Genomic DNA, 19,797 nt, shown 5'->3' on the forward strand with positions numbered 1-19,797 from the left:
CGCAGGAAGCGACTCCATCTATCCTCTCAGCGAGCAGAAGAATTGCCGCCGCATTGCCGTCATCGCATCATGACAAGACCAGCAATTGAAGGAGAGAGTATATGGCAAGCCTGGTTGTGAGTTACCCCGCCAAGGAAGGGGCCAAGTTCGACGCGGACTATTACCGCGACACGCATATCCCGCTGGTCGAAAAGCATTGGGGCAGCCACGGCATGACGGGCGCGGACGTCTACTGGCCAGCCGATGGCGAGCAGCCCAATGTCGCGATGGTTGTGCTCAATTTCTCCAGCAGCGACGCGATCGACGCGGCACTCGGGTCGGCTGGCACGGCAGAAGTCATGGGTGACGTGCCCAAGTTCACCGACATCCAGCCGACGATCTATCGCACGGCGTAGGACACATGACAGGGCCGGTCCGCGCCGCGGAGCCGGCCCTTTCTCATGCCGTCCTCAACGTTGCTTCTTCAGGTAGTCGATGATTTCCTGGCGTTTCGCGGCGTCCTTGATACCCGGAAAGCTCATGCGATTGCCCGGCACCAGCGCACGCGGGTTTTCCAGCCACGAATGAAGCGTCGCCTCGTCGAAGGTAAGGCCCGAATTCTTGAGCGCATCGGAGTAGGAAAAGCTCCCCTGCCCCGCCTTCGCCCCGTACGCACCCCAAAGGTTCGGGCCAAGCTTGTCCTCGCCCCCCTTGTTGGCAGTGTGGCAAACGGCGCACCGGCCGAATGCTGGGGGCGGAACGGCGGCGACGACTGCCGCAGCCTGTGCAACAGCGGCCTTGGTCGGTCCGGCAGCAGGCTTGGCCGTTTCGACCGCCTTTGGCGTGTCCTCCTTTGCGACCTCGGCTTCAGCAGCAGCTTCAGGAGCCGCACCTTCTTCTACAGGAGCTGCTGTTTCCTCTACAGCAGGCGCATCGACCGGCGATGCCATCGTCGTGTCGTCGGCTGGCACTTCGGCAACATCGTCACTGCCACCCGAACACGCGGCGAGAGTAAGCGCCAGTGCGGAACCGGCCAGAAGTGCGCGAAATGCCATCGTAATCCTTCCCTCGAGAAAATCCCTCACCTGCAGCAATGTGTCGCATGCTGCGCATCGCCACGACATTGGACCTTGGAATAACGCAATACAAACCCTGCAACAGGGTGTTGCACGCGTTACATCGAAGCAGGAGGCCGGAGAATGGCTGGCATCCGAGTGATGGCGGGCCAGGCGTTGCTGGCGACGAAGATTTGGGATGAATGGCGGAGAGGGAGGGATTCGAACCCTCGATACGGTTGCCCGTATACCGCATTTCGAGTGCGGCGCATTCGACCACTCTGCCACCTCTCCGCTCAAGTAGGGTGCGCTTGCGGGCCGTGGCCCCGGTCGAAGCGAGGGCGCCGATTAGCCGAGCCCCCTGCCCTTGCCAAGCCCTTTTGCATGCGAAATCGGGGGATGGCCGAAAGGTCACGGCTTGTTTCCTTGCCGCAGCGCACCATATTCTACCCAATCATGGAAAGAGCCCTGTTTTTCTCCGCCCAGGCGGGTCGCACCATCGAGGCGCCGCGCCGCGTAAAGTCACGCTTTGCGATTGGCGACGTCGTCAAACACAAGGTGTTCGATTTCCGCGGGGTCATCTTCGATATCGACCCGGTCTTCGCCAACAGCGAAGAATGGTACAACTCGATCCCGGAGGATATCCGGCCGGATCGAAACCAGCCGTTCTACCACCTCCTCGCCGAGAGCGACGACAACACTTATGTCGCCTACGTCAGCCAGCAGAACCTGCTCAACGACTCGCTTGGCGGTCCGGTCGAACATCCGGACGTCCATGCCTATTTCCAGCAGTTCGAGAACGGGCGCTATCGCATGCGCCGCAGCCTGACGCACTGAACTCGGGCGTCAGCTCTTTATCTTCCAGCCCGACTTCAACAGGCGGTAGGCGATCGCTGCCAGCAGGGCGTTGAATGCCAGAAGGCCAAGGGCCGCCCAGGCAACATGCGTGGCATCACCGATGTCGCTCTGGCCAAGGAAGCCATAGCGGAAGCCGGAAATGACGTAGAAGAACGGGTTCGCGCGGCTGATCACTTGGAAGACGCCGTGGAGGTTCTCGATTACGTAGAATGTGCCCGAGAGCATCGAAAGCGGCGCGATGACGAAATTTGTCACGGCCGCGTTGTGGTCGAATTTCTCCGCCCAGATCGACGCCATGAGGCCGAGAATCGCCAGCATGCCGGCGCCCATCAACCCGAACCAGGCGACCGCCCACGGGTGCGCCATCGCCAGGCTCACGCCGGGATAGAGCAACATGGCGAGCGCCACCACGAAGCCGACTGCAAGCGAGCGGGTCACCGCCGCACCGACGATGCCGGTCATCAGTTCGCCTTCGGAGAGCGGGGGCATCAGAAGGTCGATGATCGTCCCCTGGATCTTGCCCGAGAGCAGCGAAAAGGAAGAATTGGCGAAGCCGTTCTGCATCATTGCCATGGCAATCAGGCCAGGCGCGACGAATGTCGGGAAGTTCACTCCCAGCACTTCGCGATCGCCGCGTCCCAGCGCGACAGAGAAAATCACAAGAAACAGCAGCGTGGTGACCGCCGGAGCCCAGATTGTCTGCGTCTGGACCTTGAGAAAACGGCGGACCTCCTTAATATAGAGGCTCCACAGGCCGATCCGGTTGATCCCATTGATCACCGGACGTCCCCGCGGCGGAAATCGCCCTCCCCCTCCGGCATCCACCTCAGTGAACGAGGCGTCCGGTCGTTCGCCGCTTGGCGGCAGGGTCGGGGCTTGATCGGCCATGGAGGCGCGACTACGGCCAAGCGCTCCGGCTGGCAAGCCGCGGCGTCACGAATCGAGATACAGGATTGCTGATGAGCTGGACCGACGAACGGATCGCAACACTCAAGAAGATGTGGGAGAGCGGGTCGACCGCCAGCCAGATCGCCGACGAACTCGGCGGGGTCAGCCGCAATGCGGTGATCGGCAAGGCGCACCGGCTGGGCCTCAAGTCGCGCCCTTCGCCGGTGAAGGCAAACGAGACGAAGGCGGCCAAGCCCAAGCCCGCCGCCAAACCGGTGGCCAAGGCGCCTGCGGCAAAGCCCGCGCCGCGGCCCTCGGCTGCCTCTGCCGCTGCACCGGCCAAACCGGTCGCGAAGCAGCCCGCGCGCGCGGATGCCGCGGTTCCCTCACAGCCGCTCCCAAACAAGACCCCTGACCTGCCGAAAATCGTTTCGGTCGGACCGGGCGGCTTCCTGCGCCAGGGTCCGGGCGACCAGCAGGCCCCGATCCCGCCCGCACCGCCGCGGCGACTGGTTCCGGCCAAGCCCGACCCGTCGATTGCCGACAAGACCAGCCTGCTCGACCTCAGTGACAAGGTCTGCCGCTGGCCGATGGGCCATCCGGGCGAACCTGATTTCCACTTCTGCGGTGAACAGGTGAACCCTGGCTTCCCCTATTGTGTCGAACATTGCGGCCGTGCCTACCAGGCACAGCTCCCGCGTGGCGCACGCCGTCCACCTCCGCCGCTGCCCTTCGGCGGACCGCGGGTTCGCTAAATCGATTTCGAGAAAGCCCGGCGGTCGCGAGATTGCCGGGCTTTTTCTTGCCCCCAAAGGAGAGAGACATGGCCCTGAGTTTGTACGAAGCCTTCGTTCCCAACTGCCAGCAGGCGATCGGCGCACTGCCCGGCATGATCGACAAGGGCGAGGCCTTCGCCAAGGACAATGGCATCTCCGAAGAAGAGATGATGGGTTGTCGCCTGATCGACGACATGTGGAACTTGCCGTGGCACATCCGCAGCTGCTGGGTGCATTCGGCCTACGTCATCAGCCTCTTGCCGACTGGCGAATTCTCGCCCGATTTCACCGAGTTGCCGCAAAGCTGGGATGCAATGCGGGCGATGGTCAAGAAGACACTCGACGAATTGGCAGCGGTGACACCGGAACAGCTCGAGACCGTGGCGGACTCAACCATCGGCTTTGTGCTCGGCGGCAAAAGGCTCATGGACTTCACCGGCCAGAACTTCCTGATGAGCTTCAGCCAGCCGAACGTCTATTTCCACGCGACGACATTCTACGACATCCTGCGCATGAAAGGCGTGCCCCTGGGCAAGCGCGACTTCATGGGCATGCCGCGGATCAAGGTCGGCTAGCCCTTCCTGGCAAACCAGATAGTGTGGCGCGGTCCCTTGTTGTTGGGCCGCGCGCGCACTTCGCGCACTTCGACGTCGAAGCCGCTCTCCTTGAGACGGACAGTGAACTTGTGGTCTGGGGCAGCCGACCAAACGGCAAGGATGCCGCCGGGACGCAGTGCGTCGCGTGCCTTGCCCAGCCCGGTTTTGCTGTAGATGCGATAGTTGGCATCGCGCACGATGCCATCGGGGCCGTTATCGACGTCGAGCAGAATGGCGTCGTACTTTTCGGTCGTGCCGTCGTTCGCGTCGTCGATCAGGGCGGCGACATCGCAGATTACCACTTCGCCGCGAGGATCATCGAGCGTGTCGCCGGTGAGATGCGCCAGCGGCCCCCTCGCCCACTCGAGAATCTCGGGCACGATCTCGGCCACCGTCACCGAACCGCCCTCGGGCAGCTTGTCGAGTGCGGCGCGGAAGGTGAAGCCCATGCCATAACCGCCGATGAGGACGCGCGGCTTTTTGGTCTCGAGCTCCGCCAGGGTGAGGATCGCGAGCTGCTCCTCGGAAAACTGCATACGCGTGCCCATCAGCTCGTCACGGCCGAGCATGATGATGAAGTCGCGTCCATGGCTGATCAGGGTCAGCGTCTCCCCATCGGGAATCTGGGCAGTGGCGAGGGTCTCGCGCGGAAGCATCTGCAATCTCCAAAGAAAAGGGGCCGCAGGCGAACCCGCGGCCCCTCTCTATAACCTCAGAAGGGGCTTAGTCCTTCAGGAAGTCGGGAACGTGGGCTTCGCCACCGCTGTCGCGGTCACGACGGGGGCCACGGTCACCGCGGTCGCCACGGGGCCCGCGACCACCACGACGGTCGCCGCCACGGTCGCCACGAGGACCACGATCGCCACGGGGCTCACGGGGTTCGCGCGGGGGACGGGTGTCCTCCAGCTCTTCGCCGGTTTCCTGGTCGACGACGCGCATCGACAGGCGAACCTTGCCACGGTTGTCGATCTCAAGGACCTTGACCTTAACTTCCTGGCCTTCCGACACGACGTCGGTCGGCTTCTCGACGCGCTCGTTCTTCATTTCGCTGACGTGGACGAGGCCGTCCTTGCCGCCCATGAAGTTCACGAAGGCACCGAAGTCGACGATGTTGACGACCTTGCCGTTGTAGATCTTGCCGACTTCCGGCTCTTCCACGATGCCCTGGATCCAGGCCTTGGCAGCCTCGATCTGCGACAGGTCGGACGAGCTGATCTTGATCAGGCCTTCGTCGTCGATGTCGACCTTGGCGCCGGTCTCGGCGACGATCTCGCGGATCACCTTGCCGCCGGTACCGATGACGTCGCGAATCTTCGACTTGTCGATCTGCATCGTTTCGATGCGCGGTGCGTGAGCCGAAAGCTCGGTACGAGCCGAACCAAGGGCCTTGGTCATTTCGCCGAGGATGTGCGCGCGGCCACCCTTCGCCTGCTCCAGAGCAGCCTGGAAGATCTCGCGCGTGATGCCCGCGACCTTGATGTCCATCTGCATCGTGGTGATGCCTTCGCTGGTCCCGGCCACCTTGAAGTCCATGTCGCCCAGGTGATCTTCGTCACCCAGGATGTCGGACAGCACGGTGAAGTCGTCGCCTTCGAGGATCAGGCCCATCGCGATGCCGGAGACCGGACGGGTGATCGGAACGCCTGCATCCATCATCGACAGCGCGCCACCGCAGACGGTGGCCATCGAGGAAGAACCGTTGGACTCGGTGATGTCCGAGACCACGCGGATGGTGTAGGGGAAGTCTTCCTTGCTCGGCAGAACAGCCTGCAGCGCACGCCAGGCAAGCTTGCCGTGGCCCGTGTCGCGACGCGAAGGAGCGCCGAAACGGCCCACTTCACCGACCGAATAGGGCGGGAAGTTGTAGTGCAGCATGAAGTTCGAGTAGCTCAGGCCTTCGAGGCCGTCGATCATCTGCTCGGAATCCTTGGTGCCCAGCGTGGTGGTGCAGATCGACTGCGTTTCACCGCGGGTGAACAGGGCCGAACCGTGGGTACGCGGGAGGAAGCCGACCATGGCTTCGATCGGGCGGACCTGATCGACCTTGCGGCCGTCGATGCGAGTGCCGTCCTTGAGGATCGCACCGCGCACGATATCGGCTTCGACCTTCTTCATGGTCTTGATGGCGACCATCTGGGTCTGGGCGTCTTCGCCGGCGAAAGCTTCCTTGGCCTTGTCGCGAGCCGCATTGAGGGCGGCCGAGCGGGCCGACTTGTCGGTCAGCTTGTAGGCAGCGGCAACGTCGTCACCGATGAGCTTCTTGAGCTGGTCCTTGATCGCCGAATTGTCGTTGACCGCGACTTCCCAAGGTTCCTTGGCAGCCTTCTCGGCCAGGTCGACGATCAGGTTGACGACCTTCTTGCACTCTTCGTGCGCGAAGATGACCGCGCCGAGCATGACCTCTTCCGAAAGCTCCTTGGCTTCGGATTCAACCATCATCACGGCATTGCCGGTGGCGGCAACGACGAGATCGAGTTCGCCTTCGGCGATTGCGACGTCCTGCTTCGGGTTCAGCGTGTATTCGCCGTCCTTGTAGCCAACGCGGCAGGCGCCGATCGGGCCCATGAAGGGCACACCCGAGATCGTCAGGGCAGCCGAGGCGGCGATCATCGCCAGCACATCGGGTTCGCACTCGCCGTCGAACGACAGGACCTGTGCAATGACGTTGATTTCGTTGTAGAAACCTTCGGGGAACAGCGGGCGGACCGGACGGTCGATAAGGCGGGAAACCAGCGTTTCCTTTTCCGTCGCGCCGCGCTCACGCTTGAAGAAGCCACCGGGGATGCGGCCCGAGGCAAAGAACTTTTCCTGATAGTGAACGGTGAGCGGGAAGAAGTCCTGCCCTTCCTTCACGTTCTTGGCGGCGGTCACGGCGCACAGCACCACGGTTTCGCCATAGGTGGCCAGAACAGCGCCGTCGGCCTGACGGGCAATGCGGCCGGTTTCGAGGGTGAGGGTTTTTCCGCCCCACTCCATCGATACGGTTTTCGTGTCGAACATTGATTTTCCTTTTCGAACCCACGCGCCACATTGCGTCGTGGGGCCTGCAGTGCCGGGTATGCCGTCCCGGTCCGGTGCGGGGCTATCTGCGCCCCTTGGTCCGCTCCCAGCCGGATTGCACGGGAGCGGATTTGTGGTCGGATCGCGAACCCGAAAACCGGGTCCACTTTTCGTGCGATCCTCCCGGATAGACGAAGGGGCGGCCTTGTGAGCCGCCCCTCCGGAAACTCTTACTTGCGAAGACCCAGCTTCGCGATCAGCGCATTGTACCGCTCAACATCCTTCTTCTTCAGGTATGCGAGCAGGTTGCGGCGCTTGTTGACCATCATCAGGAGGCCACGGCGCGAGTGGTTGTCCTTGTGGTGATCCTTGAAGTGGCCCGTGAGGTTACGGATGCGTTCGGTGAGGATCGCGACCTGGACTTCCGGCGAACCGGTGTCGCCCTTGGCGACGGCGTTGTCCTTGATGATCTCTTGTTTCTTTTCGGCGGTAACCGACATTCAATTCACTCCGCGACATCTGGGATATTGAAGCCCCGCACGACCTTGGCCGAGCCACCGCTGAGTTCCATCAACGCCACCGGGGTCTGGCCCAGCCTCGCAAGATAGAGCCCGTCGGTATGGGGCAGTTCCGACAATACCCGGCCCTGGCGGACCGCCTGCGCGCTGTCGGGATCGAGTTGCAAGGCCGGGATGTCGTCCAGCCCCGCCTCGAGCGGCAGGAGTAGGTATTCAATCGGCGCGCCCTTAGCGACTTCCTCCAGTTTGTCCAGCGGAATCGCCCCATTTTCGAGGAAGGGACCGGCCTTTATGCGCCTGAGATAGGTGACGTGTCCGAGGCTTCCAACCGCATGTGCGATATCCCGTGCCAGCGAACGGATGTACGTGCCCTTCGAGACATGGGCGCGCAGGGTCGTCTCGCCGGGGGTGGAGTCGTCGACGACATCGAGCGCATGGATCGTGACCGGCCGCAATTTCATCTCCACCTCCTCGCCAGCCCGCGCGCGGTCATAGGCACGTTTCCCATCGATCTTGATCGCCGAATAGACCGGCGGCGCCTGCTCGATAGGCCCCGTGAACTGCGAGAGGATGGCCACAACTTCGGCAGGAGACGGCAGTTTTTCCGACCGCCCGACGACTTCGCCCTCGGTGTCGAGCGTGTCGGTCTCCTCGCCGAAGCGGATCGTGAAGTCGTAGATCTTGTCGGAATCGAGCATCCGCCCGGCCAGCTTGGTCGCCTCTCCCAACGCGATCGGCAGGACGCCCTCGGCCAGCGGATCGAGCGTACCGCCGTGGCCGACCTTGGACTTTGCGTAGCCGCCCTGTCGCAAGACGCGCTTGACCATGCCGACGGCCTGTGTCGAGCCAAGCCCGCGCGGCTTGTCGAGGATCAGCCAGCCGTGGGGTGCAGGTTTCGCGTCGCTCATCCGCGGATGGCGTTGGCGATGCCGTCGGCAAGACCGAAGAACCGTTCGACGATCCACTGCACCGGCGGCAAGACCACGTGCTCGATAATCCCACTATTCGGAAAAGCCCAAGTGGCGGCGATCAGGACGATGATCAGCAGCATGCCCAGTTGCTGCAGCTTCTGCCATTGCACGGCCATGCTGCGAGGCAGCAGCCCGCCCACGATGTGCGACCCGTCGAACGGCGGGAGCGGCAACAGGTTGAAGAACGCGAGGAAGGCGTTGATCATGATGAAGCTGGCGAATGCGGTCATCGCCCAGTCGGGCAGGTCCGAGCCGCTGACGCCCCATGCTACGCCGGTGATTACGGCCCCGATGAAGGCCAGCAGGATATTCGTCGCGGGCCCCGCTGCGGCCACAACCATCATTCCGTAACGCGGGTTGTTGAGGCGCCGCGCATTGACCGGCACAGGCTTGGCCCAGCCGAAAACCGGCCCGCCGAACAGTGCCAGCGCACCGGGTACCAGCAGCGTGCCAACCGGGTCGACATGACGGAGCGGGTTCAGCGACAAGCGCCGCTGTTCCTTGGCAGTCGGGTCGCCAAGCGCGAGAGCGGTCCAGCCGTGCGCGACCTCGTGGAAGACTATGGCAATGATCAGGCACGGAATGAGGATCAGTGCCATGAGGATGGTATCGGTCATGTGGCGCTAGATAGGGTGCCGAGGGCTAACCCGCCAGCGCTTCCACGAAATGCTTGCGGCATAGGGCTACGTATCGGTCGTTACCGCCGATTTCAGTCTGCTCGCCGGCCTTCACAGCCTTGCCATCGGCATCGACGCGCAGGTTCATCGTCGCCTTCCGTCCGCAGTGGCACACGCCTTTCAGTTCAACGAGCTTGTCCGCAATTCCCAGCAGCGCCGCCGAACCGGGAAAAAGCTCGCCCTGGAAATCGGTTCTCAGGCCATAACACACAACGGGGATCCCTGCCTCGTCCGATAGCCGTGCAAGCTGCCAGACTTGCGCCTTGGTAAGGAATTGCGCCTCATCCACCAGCACGCAGTCGATAGGCTGGACTCTGTTTGCGGCGGCAACCTCCGCCCATAGGTCGGTTTCCGGAACGTAGCGGTGAGAATCCGCCTCCAGCCCAATGCGACTGCGGACCATTCCCTCGCTTCTGGTATCGAGCTTCGCAGTCCAGAGCATGGTTCGCATCCCACGCTCGCGATAGTTGAAATCCGCCTGCAACAGGGTCGAAGATTTACCGGCATTCATGCTGGCGTAGTAGAAGTAGAGCTTGGCCATGAGCATGAGCCTAGCGGCCAGCGCAAAGCTTCGGGAGGGTGACGTGATCGGCAATCCCAAGGTTTGACGCGCCGCTGAAAAAGGCCGACAATCGCTTCGGGGCACGGAGAGAGAAAATGCGCTTAATGCCGGTCGCAGCCCTCGCCCTCGCTTGCCTCGCCGCAGCTCCTGCAACGCAGCGTTATTCGCTGCAGAGCGATGCCAGCGATGTCTCTGCAAAGGTCGCGTTCTTCGGCCTCGCCAGCAAGACAGCCAAGTTTCCCAAGGTCAGCGGCACCGCCCTGCTGCCCGCAGGCGATCCGGCGGATATGTCGCTCGAAGTAACGCTCGACGCTCGTGCGCTCGAGGCTCCAGACAAGGTGACCCTTTCGCGCCTCCGGGGGCCGAAGTTCTTCTGGGTAGAGAAGTACCCGACCGTGCAGTTCAGCGGCAAGGGCATGGCGATGAAGGACGAACGCAATGGACGCGTGTCCGGCAATCTCACCGCGCGCGGGCTCACCAAGCCGGTGACACTGGACGTCGCATTCGATACACCGCCCTCGAAAGCCGGGGCCGGCGAAGCGCTTGCGCTGACGGCAACGACCACCATCGACCGCCGTGATTTCGGCATGACCTCCTATTCGCTGATTGTCGGCCGCAAGGTCGACATCAGGATCAGGACGCGGATGACACCGGGCTGAGCTTTGCGAGGTCAAGCAGCCAGGTCTCGCTGACTTCTGGCCTGCCGAATTCCTCCTGGGTTTCCGAAGCGATGATCCGATACCCCTCGGCGGCGTAGATGCGGCGTGCGCTTTCGAGCACGGCATGGGTCCACAGCACGATCCGATTGTAGCCAGACTCGCGCGCGAACCTTGTGCACTCGGCAACCAGCGCATTGCCGATACCCAGCCCCCTCGCCTCGGGTTCGACATAAAGGAGACGCAACCGCGCGGTTTCCGGTTCGCCGGGCTCCTTCACCATGAAGACCGATCCCAGGATGCGCCCGTCACGCTCGGCGACCCAGCATTGCTCTTTCGCAGGATCGAACTCGCGCAGGAAGCGCGCAGCGATGTCGAGAATGATCGCCTCGAGCCTCGTCCCCCAACCATTCTCCTGTTCGTAGAGGATCGCCTGCCGCGCAGCGATGATGCCCATGTCGCCGGTACGGAAGGGCCGCATAACCCAGTCGCCTGCCAAGCTCAGCCCTCCCCCTTGGCTTCACGCCGGATCGTTTCGGCCCCGCTGGGGTGGACGGGCATTCCATGGACCAGCCGCGCATTCGCATGGCCGACCTGCTGCCAGCCCATCGCCGCCTGCAAGGCGGTGGAATAGCCTTGCGCGTCGAGGCTCTGGTTGCAGGCCAGCTTGGCAAGCCGCAGGCCGATGAGCGGGCGGCGCGCAATACGAGCAGCCATGTCGAGCGTGAAATCCTCAAGCCTCGCGCGCTGGACCACGTGGTTGACCATGCCGAGTTGGCGGCACTCCTCCGCCGTCATCTCACCGCCGACGAAAAGTAACTCGCGCGCCTTGCGGTGGCCGAGCTCCCAGACGTGGGCGAAGTATTCGACCCCGTTGACGCCGAAGGCCACGGTAGGGTCGGAAAAGCGCGCATCGTCGCTGGCGATGATGATGTCGAAGGGCCAGACCAGCATCAACCCGCCGGCCATGCACTTGCCCTGGACCTGAACGACCACGGGCTTCGGCAGGTCGCGCCAGCGACGGCACAGGCCGAGGTACATCTCGTGCTCCGAAGCCATCTGCCCGGCCTGCCCGGCGTCGTCGAAACCGCTCCACAGGGTTACCGGATCATGATCCGACAGCGAGGAATCGTCGCGCAGGTCGTGGCCGGACGAAAAGTGGTCTCCCTCAGCAGCAAGCACGATACAGCGCACACCATCGTCGCGCGCAGCCTGCGCCAGCGCATGGTCGAGCTGGTAGAGCATCGCCTTGTCTTGCGCATTCGCCTTGTCGGGCCGGGCAAGCGTGATCCGGGCCACGCCATCGCGCGGCCGGTCGCAGGCAATCCGAGAATAGTCCATCCGCCCCTCCCCGCTTCTTGCGGGAAGGCTAGCAGATCATTCCTCTTCGTCGAGGTCCCGCGTGACCTTGGGATCGGACAATAGCCGTTCGATCCGGTCGGCCTCGTCGAAGCTTTCGTCGGGCTGGAAATTCAGCTTGGGGGCGAACTTCAGGCCGAGGCGCTGGGCGACTTCCTTCTGGAAGAAAGCCGTATTGGTCCGCAGCGCCTTGAGAACCACCGCCTCGTCCTTGCCGAGAAGCGGCTTCACATAGGCTTTCGCATTGCGCAGGTCCGGCGTCATGCGAACCTCAGTCACCGAGATATGATGCGCGCGCAGGATATCGTCGTGCGCCTCGCCGCGGGCCAGCAGTTCGGACAGAATGTGGCGCACCCGCTCGCCCACCTTGAGGACGCGGACCGATTGCTGTTCGGGGGTGGAGTGCTGGTGACGGGCCATCAGGCGGGTTCTTCCATCTTTGCGAGTATGCGTTTGAGCGAGGTCATGTTGCGTGCGCTGCCCTTGCACCCCAGTCGTCGCTCGAGAAGCTTGTTCGACAGGTCCGATACACCCACTCCGTGCACATAGTCGAGGAAGAGCACGCGATTGCTGCCAAGGGCCAGCCGCTCGCTGCCTTTCGTCCGGTGCTCCTCGATTAATGCGTCGACCGCCGACGGGTCGGGCTGCTGACTAAGGAAGATGGAATGGACCATCTTGTCCGAACCGTGTTGCGGACCGGTACCGTGAAAGGGATTGTCGAGGATCGCGGACCGGATTTCGTCCGCGCTGCGGACCATGGCGCAGGATTTGAACCCGAAGCGTTGCTGGACCACGCTTTCGAGACGCATTTCCAACATTGCGGGATCGTGCAGGTCAGGCAGGATCACATTGCCGCTGGCGGCGACGGTCGAGACGTCTTCGAACCCGGCATCGTTCAGTGCGGCGACGAGATCGACCATCTTGATCCGGTTTCCGCCGACATTGATGCTGCCGAGGAAAGCTACCACGCGCCCCATCAGCGCGGCTCGACGACCGGCCTTGGTGTGGGGATAGCGGTGCTGGTCGACCTGGCGAGCAGGTTGCCCGCCTCGTCGAAAAGTTCGCCTTCGAGGAAAATGACCTTGCGACCGCGCCGGACGACGCGGCCCTTGCCGACGATCGGGCCCTTGAGGACCGGCTTCAGCAGGCTCATCGAAATCTCTAGATTGAGCGGTGCTTCTTCCTGGTCGGTCGCCCAGACATGCGCCCAGCCCATCACCTCGTCGAGAAAGCCCGCGACGAGGCCGCCCTGCACGGACCCGCGCGGGGTGATAAAGCTGTCAGGGGCGTGGAAGCGCAAGGTAATTTCCTCGCGCTCCCTGTCGAAGCTGACGAACTGCACGCCCATCAGTTCGGCATGGGCGTGCCCCAGGGCGTGCTCGGTCGCGCTCAAAGGGTGCGCTCACGCTCCTCGACCTCGAAGACTTCGAGCTGGTCGCCCGGCTGGATGTCGTTCGTGTCGGCGAGGACCACACCACATTCGAGGCCCGCGCGAACTTCGTCGACGTCGTCCTTGAAGCGGCGCAGCGAGGCGATGGTCGTCGCCGAGACGATGACGTCGTCGCGCGTGAGACGGGCATGGAGGCCCTTGCGGATGACGCCTTCCTCGACCAGCAGGCCGGCGGCCTTGTCGCGCTTGCCCGAACGGAAGACTTCCTTGACCTGGGCGCGGCCGACCACGTGCTCGATCCGCTCGGGACCCAGCTCGCCTGCCATCTCCTTCGCGATTTCCTCGGTCAGGTGATAGATGACATCGTAGTACTTCATCTCGACGCCGTCGCGCTTCACCAGCTCGCGAGCCTTGGCGTTGGGACGGACGTTGAAGCCGATGATCGGGGCCTTGGAAGCCGAAGCGAGAGTAACGTCGCTTTCGGTAATCGCACCGACACCGGCGTGCAGCACACGCACCTTGATCTCGTCGTTCGAGAGGTTGTGGAGCGCAGTCACGATCGCCTCGACCGAACCCTGGACGTCGGCCTTCACCACGACCGGGAATTCGATCACGTTGGATGCGAGGTTATTGAACATCGTGTCGAAGCTGGTCGGGGCGAGCGCCGTGCGCTTTTCGGTCGCCTTTTCCTGGCGATAGGCAGCGACTTCGCGTGCACGCTGCTCGTTCTCGACGACGGTCAGCTGGTCACCGGCGCGCGGCACGCCGCCGAGGCCGAGGACCTCGACCGGCATGGAGGGGCCAGCTTCCTTGATCTGCTTGCCCTTGTCGTCGATGATCGCACGCACGCGACCGCTCTCGGTGCCGACGACGAAGGTGTCGCCACGCTTCAGCGTACCACGGGTGATCAGCACGGTAGCAACCGGTCCGCGGCCCTTGTCGAGCTGCGCCTCGATCACGGTCGCCTCGGCCATGCGGTCGGGGCGAGCTTTGAGTTCCAGCAGCTCGGCCTGCAGGGCAATCTTCTCGAGCAGTTCGTCGAGCCCGGTCTTGGCCTTGGCCGAGATCTCCACGTCCTGCACATCGCCCGACATCGATTCCACGATGACCTCGTGCTCGAGCAGGCGGGTGCGGATGTTGTTCGGATCGGCTTCCGGCTTGTCCATCTTGTTGATGGCCACGATCATCGGGACGCCAGCAGCCTTGGTATGATTGATGGCCTCGATCGTCTGCGGCATGATGCCGTCGTCTGCGGCCACCACAAGCACCACGATATCGGTCACGTTGGCACCGCGCTGGCGCATTTCGGTAAACGCGGCGTGGCCCGGCGTGTCGAGGAAGGTGATGGTGTCACCGCCCTTGGTCTTAACCTGGTAGCTTCCGATGTGTTGGGTAATGCCACCAGCCTCGCCCTTGACCACGTTCGCACCGCGAAGAGCGTCGAGCAGCGAGGTCTTGCCGTGGTCGACGTGGCCCATGATGGTCACGACCGGCGGACGCGGCTTCAGCGTTTCTTCCGGATCCTGGTCCTCGGTCGTGTCGATGTCGACGTCGGCTTCGGAAACCTTCTGGATGTTGTGGCCGAACTGCTCGACGAGCAGCTCTGCAGTGTCCTGATCGATGGTCTGGTTAACGGTGACCATCATGTCGAGGTTGAAGAGCTCCTTCACCAGGTCAGCGCCCTTCTCGCCCATGCGCTTGGCCAGCTCGCCGACGGTGATCGCCTCCGGGACGACAACGTCGCGAACCTGCTTTTCGCGCGCCTTCTGAGGACCGCCCTGCATACGGCGTTCCTTCTCACGTGCGCGCTTGAGCGCGGCGAGCGAACGGGCACGACGACCTTCGTCCTCGTTGAGGGCACGATTGACGGTCAGCTTGCCCGAACGACGCTTGTCGGCGCGCTCGTCCGACTCCGGAGCGGGGCGCTTTTCGTCCTTCTTCTTCTTTTCGGGCTTCTTGGGTTCCGGCCGGGCGACCGGCGTGAAGCGGCGCGGTGCGGGCGTGGGAGTGCCGTCTTCGGAGACTTCCTGCTCGCCTTCGGGCTCCTCTGCCGGCGCGGCCTTGGCCTCTTCGGCAGCGCGCTTGGCGGCTTCTTCCTCAGCCTTGCGATTTTCCTCTGCGCGCTTCTTCTCGTCTTCGGCAGCAAGGCGAGCTTCTTCGGCTTCGCGAGCGGTCTGCTCGGCGAGGGTCGCGAGGCGAGCTTCTTCGGCTTCGCGCTGGAGGCGAGCGACGCGCTCCTGCGGCGTTTCACCCGAAGGAGCGGCCTTCTTCGGGGCAGGCTTTGCAGCTGCCGGAGGCGGCGGGGGCGGCGGAGGCGGCGGAGGCGGCGGGGGCGCGACCTCACCGGGCTTGCCGACCAGGCGACGGCGCTGCTTCACCTCGACCACCACCTTGTTGGTGCGGCCGTGGCTGAAGGTCTGCTTGACCTCGCCAGCATCCACCGACCTCTTGAGGCCGAGGGGCTTGCGGGCAGGTTTGTTTTCGTCGTCGCTCATTATCGCTCGTTTCTCTTCTTCGTATCGTTCAAATCGTCATTCGGCGCGCGCGATTGCGCGCCCATCTGCGGCGGGCAGGTCCTGCCCGAGAAAATGCATGAGGCGCGTCAAGGGCTTGAGCACCCGATCAGCCGCGGCATCATCGGCAAGCGCCAGATGGACGACATTGTCGCGGCCCAATGCCACAGACAAAGCGTTCCGGTCCAGAGGCAGTTCGAGCCCCCGCTCGCCCGAACCTTCGGTCTCGCGCCCGACGCGCCAGGCCTGGTCGAGCTTCTTGCGTCCGTCCTCGCTCGCGTCACTAGCATGGCACAGCAAAGCCAGAGCGCCGCCACGGGCATGTTCGGCAATCCGCTGGGTCCCCAAGATAAGGTGGCCAACGCGCATTTCGAGACCAAGGCGGTCAAGAAACACGCGGGTCAGCGCATCCTCGACCAGCTGGGGTAGGTTCTCCGGGATGTCGAGCTCGCCCGTCTTGAAGGCACGCGACAGTCCGCCCTTGAGCTTGCCGCTGGCAATCGCCTGCTCCAGCCCGGCACGGTCAACACCGATCCACGCGCCGCGTCCGGGTGCCTTCTCCTGCGCATCGGGCAGCACGAGGCCATCCGGCGAGACCGCCAGCCGGACGAGTATCTCGCGCGGGGCAGTCTCTCCCGAGATGACGCAGCGCCGTTCGGGCTCGGAAGCAGTCCGTGCCCGTGGTGTGTCAGCGATGTCCGGCGTCAGGCGCTCATTGGGTGGAGTCCGCATCGGCGGCCTCCTGGGTGTCAGGCCCGGAGACGTCTTCGTCTTCGAACCAGTGCGCACGGGCTGCCATGATGATCTCGTTGCCCTGCTCTTCGCTCAGGCCATATTCGCCGAGAACGCCGCCCTTGTCCTGCTCGCGCACCGAGGGACGCCGCATCGGCGGGCCATCGGTGTTGTTGCGACGACGCGGGGCTTCGCGCTTCTTGGCGATGAGTTCGTCGGTCGCCAGGTCGGCAAGATCGTCGAGGGTCTTGATGCCTGCCTTGCCCAGGGTGACCAGCATGGCCTCCGTAAGATGCGGCAGTTCGGCGAGGTCATCCTCGACACCAAGTTCGCGGCGGGCCTCGCGATGCGCGGCCTCCTGGCGCTCAATGGCTTCGAGCGCACGGCTCTGGAGTTCCTGCGCCAGTTCCTCGTCGAAACCTTCGATGCCGGCCAGTTCGTCGAGTTCGACATAGGCGACCTCTTCCAGCTCGGCGAAGCCTTCGGCGACGAGCAGCTGAGAAAGCGTTTCGTCGACATCGAGCTCTTCCTCGAACATCTTGGAGCGCTCGGCGAATTCCTTCTGGCGCTTCTCCGAGGCTTCTTCCTCGGTCATGATGTCGATCTGGTTGGCAGTGAGCTGGCTCGCGAGGCGCACGTTCTGGCCGCGACGGCCGATGGCGAGCGACAGCTGGTCGTCGGGAACGACGACTTCGATGCGACCATCTTCCTCGTCGAGGACGACGCGGCTGACGGTGGCGGGCTGGAGCGCGTTGACGATGAAGGTCGCCTGATCTTCCGACCAGGGGATGATGTCGATCTTCTCGCCCTGCAGTTCCTGAACGACGGCCTGGACGCGGCTGCCCTTCATGCCGACGCAGGCGCCGACCGGGTCGATGCTGCTGTCGTGGCTGATGACGCCGATCTTGGCACGGCTGCCCGGGTCGCGGGCGGCTGCCTTGATCTCGATGATGCCGTCGTAAATTTCGGGCACTTCCTGCGCGAACAGCTTCTTCATGAAGTCGGGGTGTGCGCGGCTGAGGAAGATCTGCGGGCCACGGTTGTTGCGCTCGACCTTGGTGATCAGCGCGCGAACACGCTCGCCGGTCCGGGCGGCTTCGCGCGGGATCTGCTGGTCGCGGCGAATGACGCCTTCGGCGCGGCCGAGGTTGACGATCACGTGGCCGAATTCGACCGACTTGATCACGCCGGTGATGACTTCGCCCGCGCGGTCCTTGAATTCCTCGTACTGGCGCTCGCGTTCGGCATCGCGGACCTTCTGGAAGATCACCTGCTTGGCCGACTGCGCGTCGATGCGGCCGAGATCGACCGGGGGCAGCGGGTCGACGATGAAGTCACCCAGCTTGGCATCCTTGTCGAGCTTGGCAGCCTGCTTGAGGTCGACCTGCTTGAAGTAGTCCTCGACGTCCTCGACGACCTCGACGACGCGCCACAGGCGCAGGTCACCGGTCTGCGGGTCCAGCTTGGCGCGAATGTCGTTCTCGGCACCGTAGCGGGCGCGCGCGGCCTTCTGGATCGCCTCTTCCATCGCCTCGATGACGATGGACTTGTCGATCATCTTTTCCGACGCGACCGAATTGGCGATCGCGAGGAGTTCGGCCTTGTTGGCGGAAATGGCACTGGCCATCAGTCGTCTGCCTCTTCTTCAGTTTCGACGAAATCGTCGGCACCGCTCGTGTCGAGCGGCTGGGTGGCGGCGATCAGCGCGTCGGTCAAGACGAGCTGGGCCGAATGGATCATTTCGCGGGGGACGGACACTTTGCCCGCCTTGCGATCGGTGATGGTGACGGTGTCGCCCCCAGGACCATTGGCGATGCCCTCAAGGGTCCCGCGCAAGTTGCGCTGGCCATCCCAGGACTTGTCCATCGCAATCTTGGTCTCGTGCCCTGCCCAGTTGGCGAAATCCTTCGCGCGGGTCAGCGGACGGTCGATGCCGGGGCTCGAAACTTCGAGGTGGTAGGCGCCTTCGATCAGCATCTCACCCGCTTCCTCGAGCGCGTCGATCCGGTCGGAGACGCGGCGCGAGAGTGCGGCACACTGGTCGATGATCAGCTGGCCCGTCGCCGGGTCCTCGGCCATGATCTGGAGCGCCTGCCCGCCATCGCCGGCTTCGGACGGCATCATTTTCACGCGCACGAGGTCGAAACCCAGCGCATTGGCTTCGGGCTCGATCACTTCGGTCAGGCGTGCGATATCGCTCATTCGATCTCCGGTCGGGTCGACATTGCAGCAACGGGGTTTGGTGCCGGCCCCTTGCGGCGCCAGCCCCTCCTTTGTCGCGACAATGTCGGGATGGCGGTCAGATAGGCGCGAGTCCCCGAATTTGCAACCGCAAAAGGAAAGGGGCCCGGTTCGCACCGGCCCCCTCGTTTTCCAAAGTCGAAGTTCGGCCTAATCGCGTGCTGCCGGCACCTTAACGTGCGGAGCCCACGTGACATGGGTAATGACAGTGTAGCCGTTGAAATTGCGCACGAACTCGTTGGGCCGCCCTGCCGCATCCTTGCCGATGGCTTTCCCCCACTGGGCAGGACTATCGCCAGGCTCGATACCAAGGGGCTTGCCCTTGCCGCCGCCTTTGCCCGGACCACCGCTGCTTCCGCCACTCGACGAAGTCGAACCACCACCTTCGGAGTGACTATAGATCAGTGCGAGTTGATCGTAGTCATGCTTGTCAGGGTGTTCGTTACCGCTCGGATTGCTGGTGTATTCCATGCACGACGTCGTCAGATCGGTGGAGAAATCCTCGTTCTGGTGGCCGAGGCCGTAATCGTGGCCGATCTCCTGACAGGTCACGAGCTGCTTCCAGGTTTCCGTGTTGTACTGCGGATAAGAGAAATAGGTGTCGTTCAGCTTGGTCGAGCCGGCGACAATGTGGCCGCCCGAAAGACTGATCGAGGCAATACCCAGCCAGCCCGTCTGGCCATATGCCGAATTGCATACCTGGATTGTCCCCGAAGCCATGGGGCAGCGCTTGGCGTTTGCCGTACCGGCTGACGTGCCGCTCTCGATATGTGCGGAGCTGTTCCAGTCACCCATGGCGATGGCAACACGCGCAGGCCAGGACCCGACCGTGTTGTCGACCACGTCGGGCCGCGCAACGCCATCGGTCGTCGACCAGTGGTAGTTGCTCCACGAATGGTTAGCGAGGCTCGGCCCTGCAAAAACTGCGGCAACCGCTGCAGTTGCGGTCCCGGCGGCGATAAACAACTTGTTCGGTTTCATCCCAGACCCTCCATATGAGACGGCCGGATCATGCTCGGATTGGCC

At 63.3% G+C, this 19,797-nt stretch carries 23 protein-coding genes and 1 tRNA gene; 5 read left to right on the forward strand and 19 right to left on the reverse strand.

From position 1 onward, the window contains the following. The first annotated feature begins 101 nt into the window (after positions 1–101). Positions 102–395: an EthD family reductase gene (locus RAM60_RS09050; RefSeq protein WP_200981064.1), complete on the forward strand. Its 294-nt coding sequence runs from the start codon at positions 102–104 to the stop codon at positions 393–395. Positions 396–449: 54 nt separating this feature from the next. Here RAM60_RS09050 and RAM60_RS09055 read toward each other — a convergent pair whose 3' ends face one another. Then, on the reverse strand, positions 450–1,034 hold the full coding sequence (locus tag RAM60_RS09055; protein ID WP_369027040.1) for a c-type cytochrome: 585 nt from the start codon (positions 1,032–1,034) through the stop codon (positions 450–452). 204 nt (positions 1,035–1,238) lie between these two features. Beyond that, a tRNA-Ser gene (locus RAM60_RS09060) sits at positions 1,239–1,328 on the reverse strand. A gap of 162 nt (positions 1,329–1,490) precedes the next feature. Between RAM60_RS09060 and hspQ the strand changes: the two genes are divergently transcribed. Next, positions 1,491–1,871 carry a heat shock protein HspQ gene (gene hspQ, locus RAM60_RS09065; protein ID WP_369027039.1) on the forward strand — a complete coding sequence of 127 codons (381 nt, stop codon included), beginning with the start codon at positions 1,491–1,493 and terminating at the stop codon, positions 1,869–1,871. A 9-nt stretch (positions 1,872–1,880) separates the two neighbouring features. On the opposite strand, the gene RAM60_RS09070 is transcribed toward hspQ, so the two are convergent. Further along, the gene (locus RAM60_RS09070) at positions 1,881–2,780 is read right to left on the reverse strand and encodes an ABC transporter permease (protein WP_369027038.1); all 900 of its coding nucleotides are present in this window, start codon (positions 2,778–2,780) and stop codon (positions 1,881–1,883) included. A 71-nt stretch (positions 2,781–2,851) separates the two neighbouring features. On the opposite strand from RAM60_RS09070, the gene RAM60_RS09075 reads away from it, so the two are divergent. Both RAM60_RS09075 and RAM60_RS09080 read left to right on the forward strand, forming a co-directional pair. Then, positions 2,852–3,535: a GcrA family cell cycle regulator gene (locus RAM60_RS09075; protein WP_369027037.1), complete on the forward strand. Its 684-nt coding sequence runs from the start codon at positions 2,852–2,854 to the stop codon at positions 3,533–3,535. A 68-nt stretch (positions 3,536–3,603) separates the two neighbouring features. Beyond that, positions 3,604–4,131: a DUF1993 domain-containing protein gene (locus RAM60_RS09080; protein ID WP_369027036.1), complete on the forward strand. Its 528-nt coding sequence runs from the start codon at positions 3,604–3,606 to the stop codon at positions 4,129–4,131. Here the strand turns inward: RAM60_RS09080 and RAM60_RS09085 are convergent. From RAM60_RS09085 to RAM60_RS09110, 6 genes are all read right to left on the reverse strand, one after another. Continuing rightward, positions 4,128–4,808: a spermidine synthase family protein gene (locus tag RAM60_RS09085; RefSeq protein WP_369027035.1), complete on the reverse strand. Its 681-nt coding sequence runs from the start codon at positions 4,806–4,808 to the stop codon at positions 4,128–4,130. The two genes, RAM60_RS09080 and RAM60_RS09085, sit on opposite strands and share 4 nt — an antisense overlap. A gap of 67 nt (positions 4,809–4,875) precedes the next feature. After that, a complete protein-coding gene (pnp, locus tag RAM60_RS09090; protein ID WP_369027034.1) occupies positions 4,876–7,152 on the reverse strand; it encodes a polyribonucleotide nucleotidyltransferase in 2,277 nt (758 codons plus the stop codon). A 230-nt stretch (positions 7,153–7,382) separates the two neighbouring features. Further along, positions 7,383–7,652 carry a 30S ribosomal protein S15 gene (gene rpsO, locus RAM60_RS09095; protein ID WP_200981071.1) on the reverse strand — a complete coding sequence of 90 codons (270 nt, stop codon included), beginning with the start codon at positions 7,650–7,652 and terminating at the stop codon, positions 7,383–7,385. A gap of 5 nt (positions 7,653–7,657) precedes the next feature. Beyond that, on the reverse strand, positions 7,658–8,578 hold the full coding sequence (truB, locus tag RAM60_RS09100) for a tRNA pseudouridine(55) synthase TruB (protein ID WP_369027033.1): 921 nt from the start codon (positions 8,576–8,578) through the stop codon (positions 7,658–7,660). Next, positions 8,575–9,258 (reverse strand): site-2 protease family protein, encoded by a 684-nt coding sequence (locus tag RAM60_RS09105; protein WP_200981073.1) that lies wholly within the window; start codon positions 9,256–9,258, stop codon positions 8,575–8,577. Before RAM60_RS09105 ends, truB begins: the two co-directional genes overlap by 4 nt. Positions 9,259–9,283: 25 nt before the next feature. Beyond that, positions 9,284–9,859 (reverse strand): thymidine kinase, encoded by a 576-nt coding sequence (locus RAM60_RS09110; RefSeq protein WP_200981074.1) that lies wholly within the window; start codon positions 9,857–9,859, stop codon positions 9,284–9,286. Between the two features lie 125 nt (positions 9,860–9,984). Between RAM60_RS09110 and RAM60_RS09115 the strand changes: the two genes are divergently transcribed. Further along, entirely contained in the window at positions 9,985–10,539 is a 555-nt protein-coding gene (locus RAM60_RS09115) for a YceI family protein (RefSeq protein WP_510639634.1), read from the forward strand. Here RAM60_RS09115 and RAM60_RS09120 read toward each other — a convergent pair. The 10 genes from RAM60_RS09120 to RAM60_RS09165 form a co-directional block, all read right to left on the reverse strand. Then, positions 10,514–11,035, reverse strand: a complete 522-nt coding sequence (locus tag RAM60_RS09120) for a GNAT family N-acetyltransferase (RefSeq protein WP_369027031.1) — start codon at positions 11,033–11,035, stop codon at positions 10,514–10,516. The genes RAM60_RS09115 and RAM60_RS09120 overlap by 26 nt on opposite strands. Before the next feature lie 2 nt (positions 11,036–11,037). Then, positions 11,038–11,877, reverse strand: a complete 840-nt coding sequence (locus tag RAM60_RS09125) for an enoyl-CoA hydratase (RefSeq protein WP_369027030.1) — start codon at positions 11,875–11,877, stop codon at positions 11,038–11,040. A 36-nt stretch (positions 11,878–11,913) separates the two neighbouring features. After that, positions 11,914–12,315 (reverse strand): 30S ribosome-binding factor RbfA, encoded by a 402-nt coding sequence (gene rbfA, locus RAM60_RS09130; RefSeq protein WP_200981078.1) that lies wholly within the window; start codon positions 12,313–12,315, stop codon positions 11,914–11,916. Further along, on the reverse strand, positions 12,315–12,872 hold the full coding sequence (locus RAM60_RS09135; protein ID WP_369027029.1) for a DUF1697 domain-containing protein: 558 nt from the start codon (positions 12,870–12,872) through the stop codon (positions 12,315–12,317). Before RAM60_RS09135 ends, rbfA begins: the two co-directional genes overlap by 1 nt. Then, positions 12,872–13,288 (reverse strand): PaaI family thioesterase, encoded by a 417-nt coding sequence (locus RAM60_RS09140; protein WP_343072233.1) that lies wholly within the window; start codon positions 13,286–13,288, stop codon positions 12,872–12,874. Before RAM60_RS09140 ends, RAM60_RS09135 begins: the two co-directional genes overlap by 1 nt. Next, positions 13,285–15,780: a translation initiation factor IF-2 gene (gene infB, locus RAM60_RS09145; protein ID WP_369027028.1), complete on the reverse strand. Its 2,496-nt coding sequence runs from the start codon at positions 15,778–15,780 to the stop codon at positions 13,285–13,287. Before infB ends, RAM60_RS09140 begins: the two co-directional genes overlap by 4 nt. Positions 15,781–15,816: 36 nt before the next feature. Further along, positions 15,817–16,530: a DUF448 domain-containing protein gene (locus RAM60_RS09150; protein ID WP_369027027.1), complete on the reverse strand. Its 714-nt coding sequence runs from the start codon at positions 16,528–16,530 to the stop codon at positions 15,817–15,819. Continuing rightward, the gene (gene nusA, locus RAM60_RS09155) at positions 16,511–18,157 is read right to left on the reverse strand and encodes a transcription termination factor NusA (protein ID WP_369027026.1); all 1,647 of its coding nucleotides are present in this window, start codon (positions 18,155–18,157) and stop codon (positions 16,511–16,513) included. The genes RAM60_RS09150 and nusA overlap by 20 nt, the downstream gene beginning before the upstream one ends. Next, positions 18,157–18,732, reverse strand: a complete 576-nt coding sequence (gene rimP, locus RAM60_RS09160) for a ribosome maturation protein RimP (protein ID WP_369027025.1) — start codon at positions 18,730–18,732, stop codon at positions 18,157–18,159. Before rimP ends, nusA begins: the two co-directional genes overlap by 1 nt. A 189-nt stretch (positions 18,733–18,921) precedes the next feature. Beyond that, the gene (locus RAM60_RS09165) at positions 18,922–19,752 is read right to left on the reverse strand and encodes a hypothetical protein (protein ID WP_369027024.1); all 831 of its coding nucleotides are present in this window, start codon (positions 19,750–19,752) and stop codon (positions 18,922–18,924) included. Positions 19,753–19,797: the final 45 nt, after the last annotated feature.

This window comes from Qipengyuania sp. RANM35 (assembly GCF_041021145.2).
GTDB classification, from domain to species: domain Bacteria; phylum Pseudomonadota; class Alphaproteobacteria; order Sphingomonadales; family Sphingomonadaceae; genus Qipengyuania; species Qipengyuania soli.

Excerpts from the sequence above, each read along its gene's own strand:
- RAM60_RS09085 (WP_369027035.1), bottom strand. The coding sequence starts at position 4,808 with ATGCTTCCGCGCGAGACCCTCGCCACTGCCCAGATTCCCGATGGGGAG.
- RAM60_RS09105 (WP_200981073.1), bottom strand. The coding sequence starts at position 9,258 with ATGACCGATACCATCCTCATGGCACTGATCCTCATTCCGTGCCTGATC.
- rbfA (WP_200981078.1), bottom strand. The coding sequence starts at position 12,315 with ATGGCCCGTCACCAGCACTCCACCCCCGAACAGCAATCGGTCCGCGTC.
- pnp (WP_369027034.1), bottom strand. The coding sequence starts at position 7,152 with ATGTTCGACACGAAAACCGTATCGATGGAGTGGGGCGGAAAAACCCTC.
- rpsO (WP_200981071.1), bottom strand. The coding sequence starts at position 7,652 with ATGTCGGTTACCGCCGAAAAGAAACAAGAGATCATCAAGGACAACGCC.
- RAM60_RS09115 (WP_510639634.1), top strand. The coding sequence starts at position 9,985 with ATGCCGGTCGCAGCCCTCGCCCTCGCTTGCCTCGCCGCAGCTCCTGCA.
- RAM60_RS09110 (WP_200981074.1), bottom strand. The coding sequence starts at position 9,859 with ATGGCCAAGCTCTACTTCTACTACGCCAGCATGAATGCCGGTAAATCT.
- RAM60_RS09055 (WP_369027040.1), bottom strand. The coding sequence starts at position 1,034 with ATGGCATTTCGCGCACTTCTGGCCGGTTCCGCACTGGCGCTTACTCTC.
- truB (WP_369027033.1), bottom strand. The coding sequence starts at position 8,578 with ATGAGCGACGCGAAACCTGCACCCCACGGCTGGCTGATCCTCGACAAG.
- RAM60_RS09125 (WP_369027030.1), bottom strand. The coding sequence starts at position 11,877 with ATGGACTATTCTCGGATTGCCTGCGACCGGCCGCGCGATGGCGTGGCC.
- RAM60_RS09080 (WP_369027036.1), top strand. The coding sequence starts at position 3,604 with ATGGCCCTGAGTTTGTACGAAGCCTTCGTTCCCAACTGCCAGCAGGCG.
- RAM60_RS09070 (WP_369027038.1), bottom strand. The coding sequence starts at position 2,780 with ATGGCCGATCAAGCCCCGACCCTGCCGCCAAGCGGCGAACGACCGGAC.
- RAM60_RS09050 (WP_200981064.1), top strand. The coding sequence starts at position 102 with ATGGCAAGCCTGGTTGTGAGTTACCCCGCCAAGGAAGGGGCCAAGTTC.
- RAM60_RS09150 (WP_369027027.1), bottom strand. The coding sequence starts at position 16,530 with ATGCGGACTCCACCCAATGAGCGCCTGACGCCGGACATCGCTGACACA.
- rimP (WP_369027025.1), bottom strand. The coding sequence starts at position 18,732 with ATGAGCGATATCGCACGCCTGACCGAAGTGATCGAGCCCGAAGCCAAT.
- RAM60_RS09165 (WP_369027024.1), bottom strand. The coding sequence starts at position 19,752 with ATGAAACCGAACAAGTTGTTTATCGCCGCCGGGACCGCAACTGCAGCG.
- RAM60_RS09135 (WP_369027029.1), bottom strand. The coding sequence starts at position 12,872 with ATGGGGCGCGTGGTAGCTTTCCTCGGCAGCATCAATGTCGGCGGAAAC.
- hspQ (WP_369027039.1), top strand. The coding sequence starts at position 1,491 with ATGGAAAGAGCCCTGTTTTTCTCCGCCCAGGCGGGTCGCACCATCGAG.
- RAM60_RS09075 (WP_369027037.1), top strand. The coding sequence starts at position 2,852 with ATGAGCTGGACCGACGAACGGATCGCAACACTCAAGAAGATGTGGGAG.
- nusA (WP_369027026.1), bottom strand. The coding sequence starts at position 18,157 with ATGGCCAGTGCCATTTCCGCCAACAAGGCCGAACTCCTCGCGATCGCC.
- infB (WP_369027028.1), bottom strand. The coding sequence starts at position 15,780 with ATGAGCGACGACGAAAACAAACCTGCCCGCAAGCCCCTCGGCCTCAAG.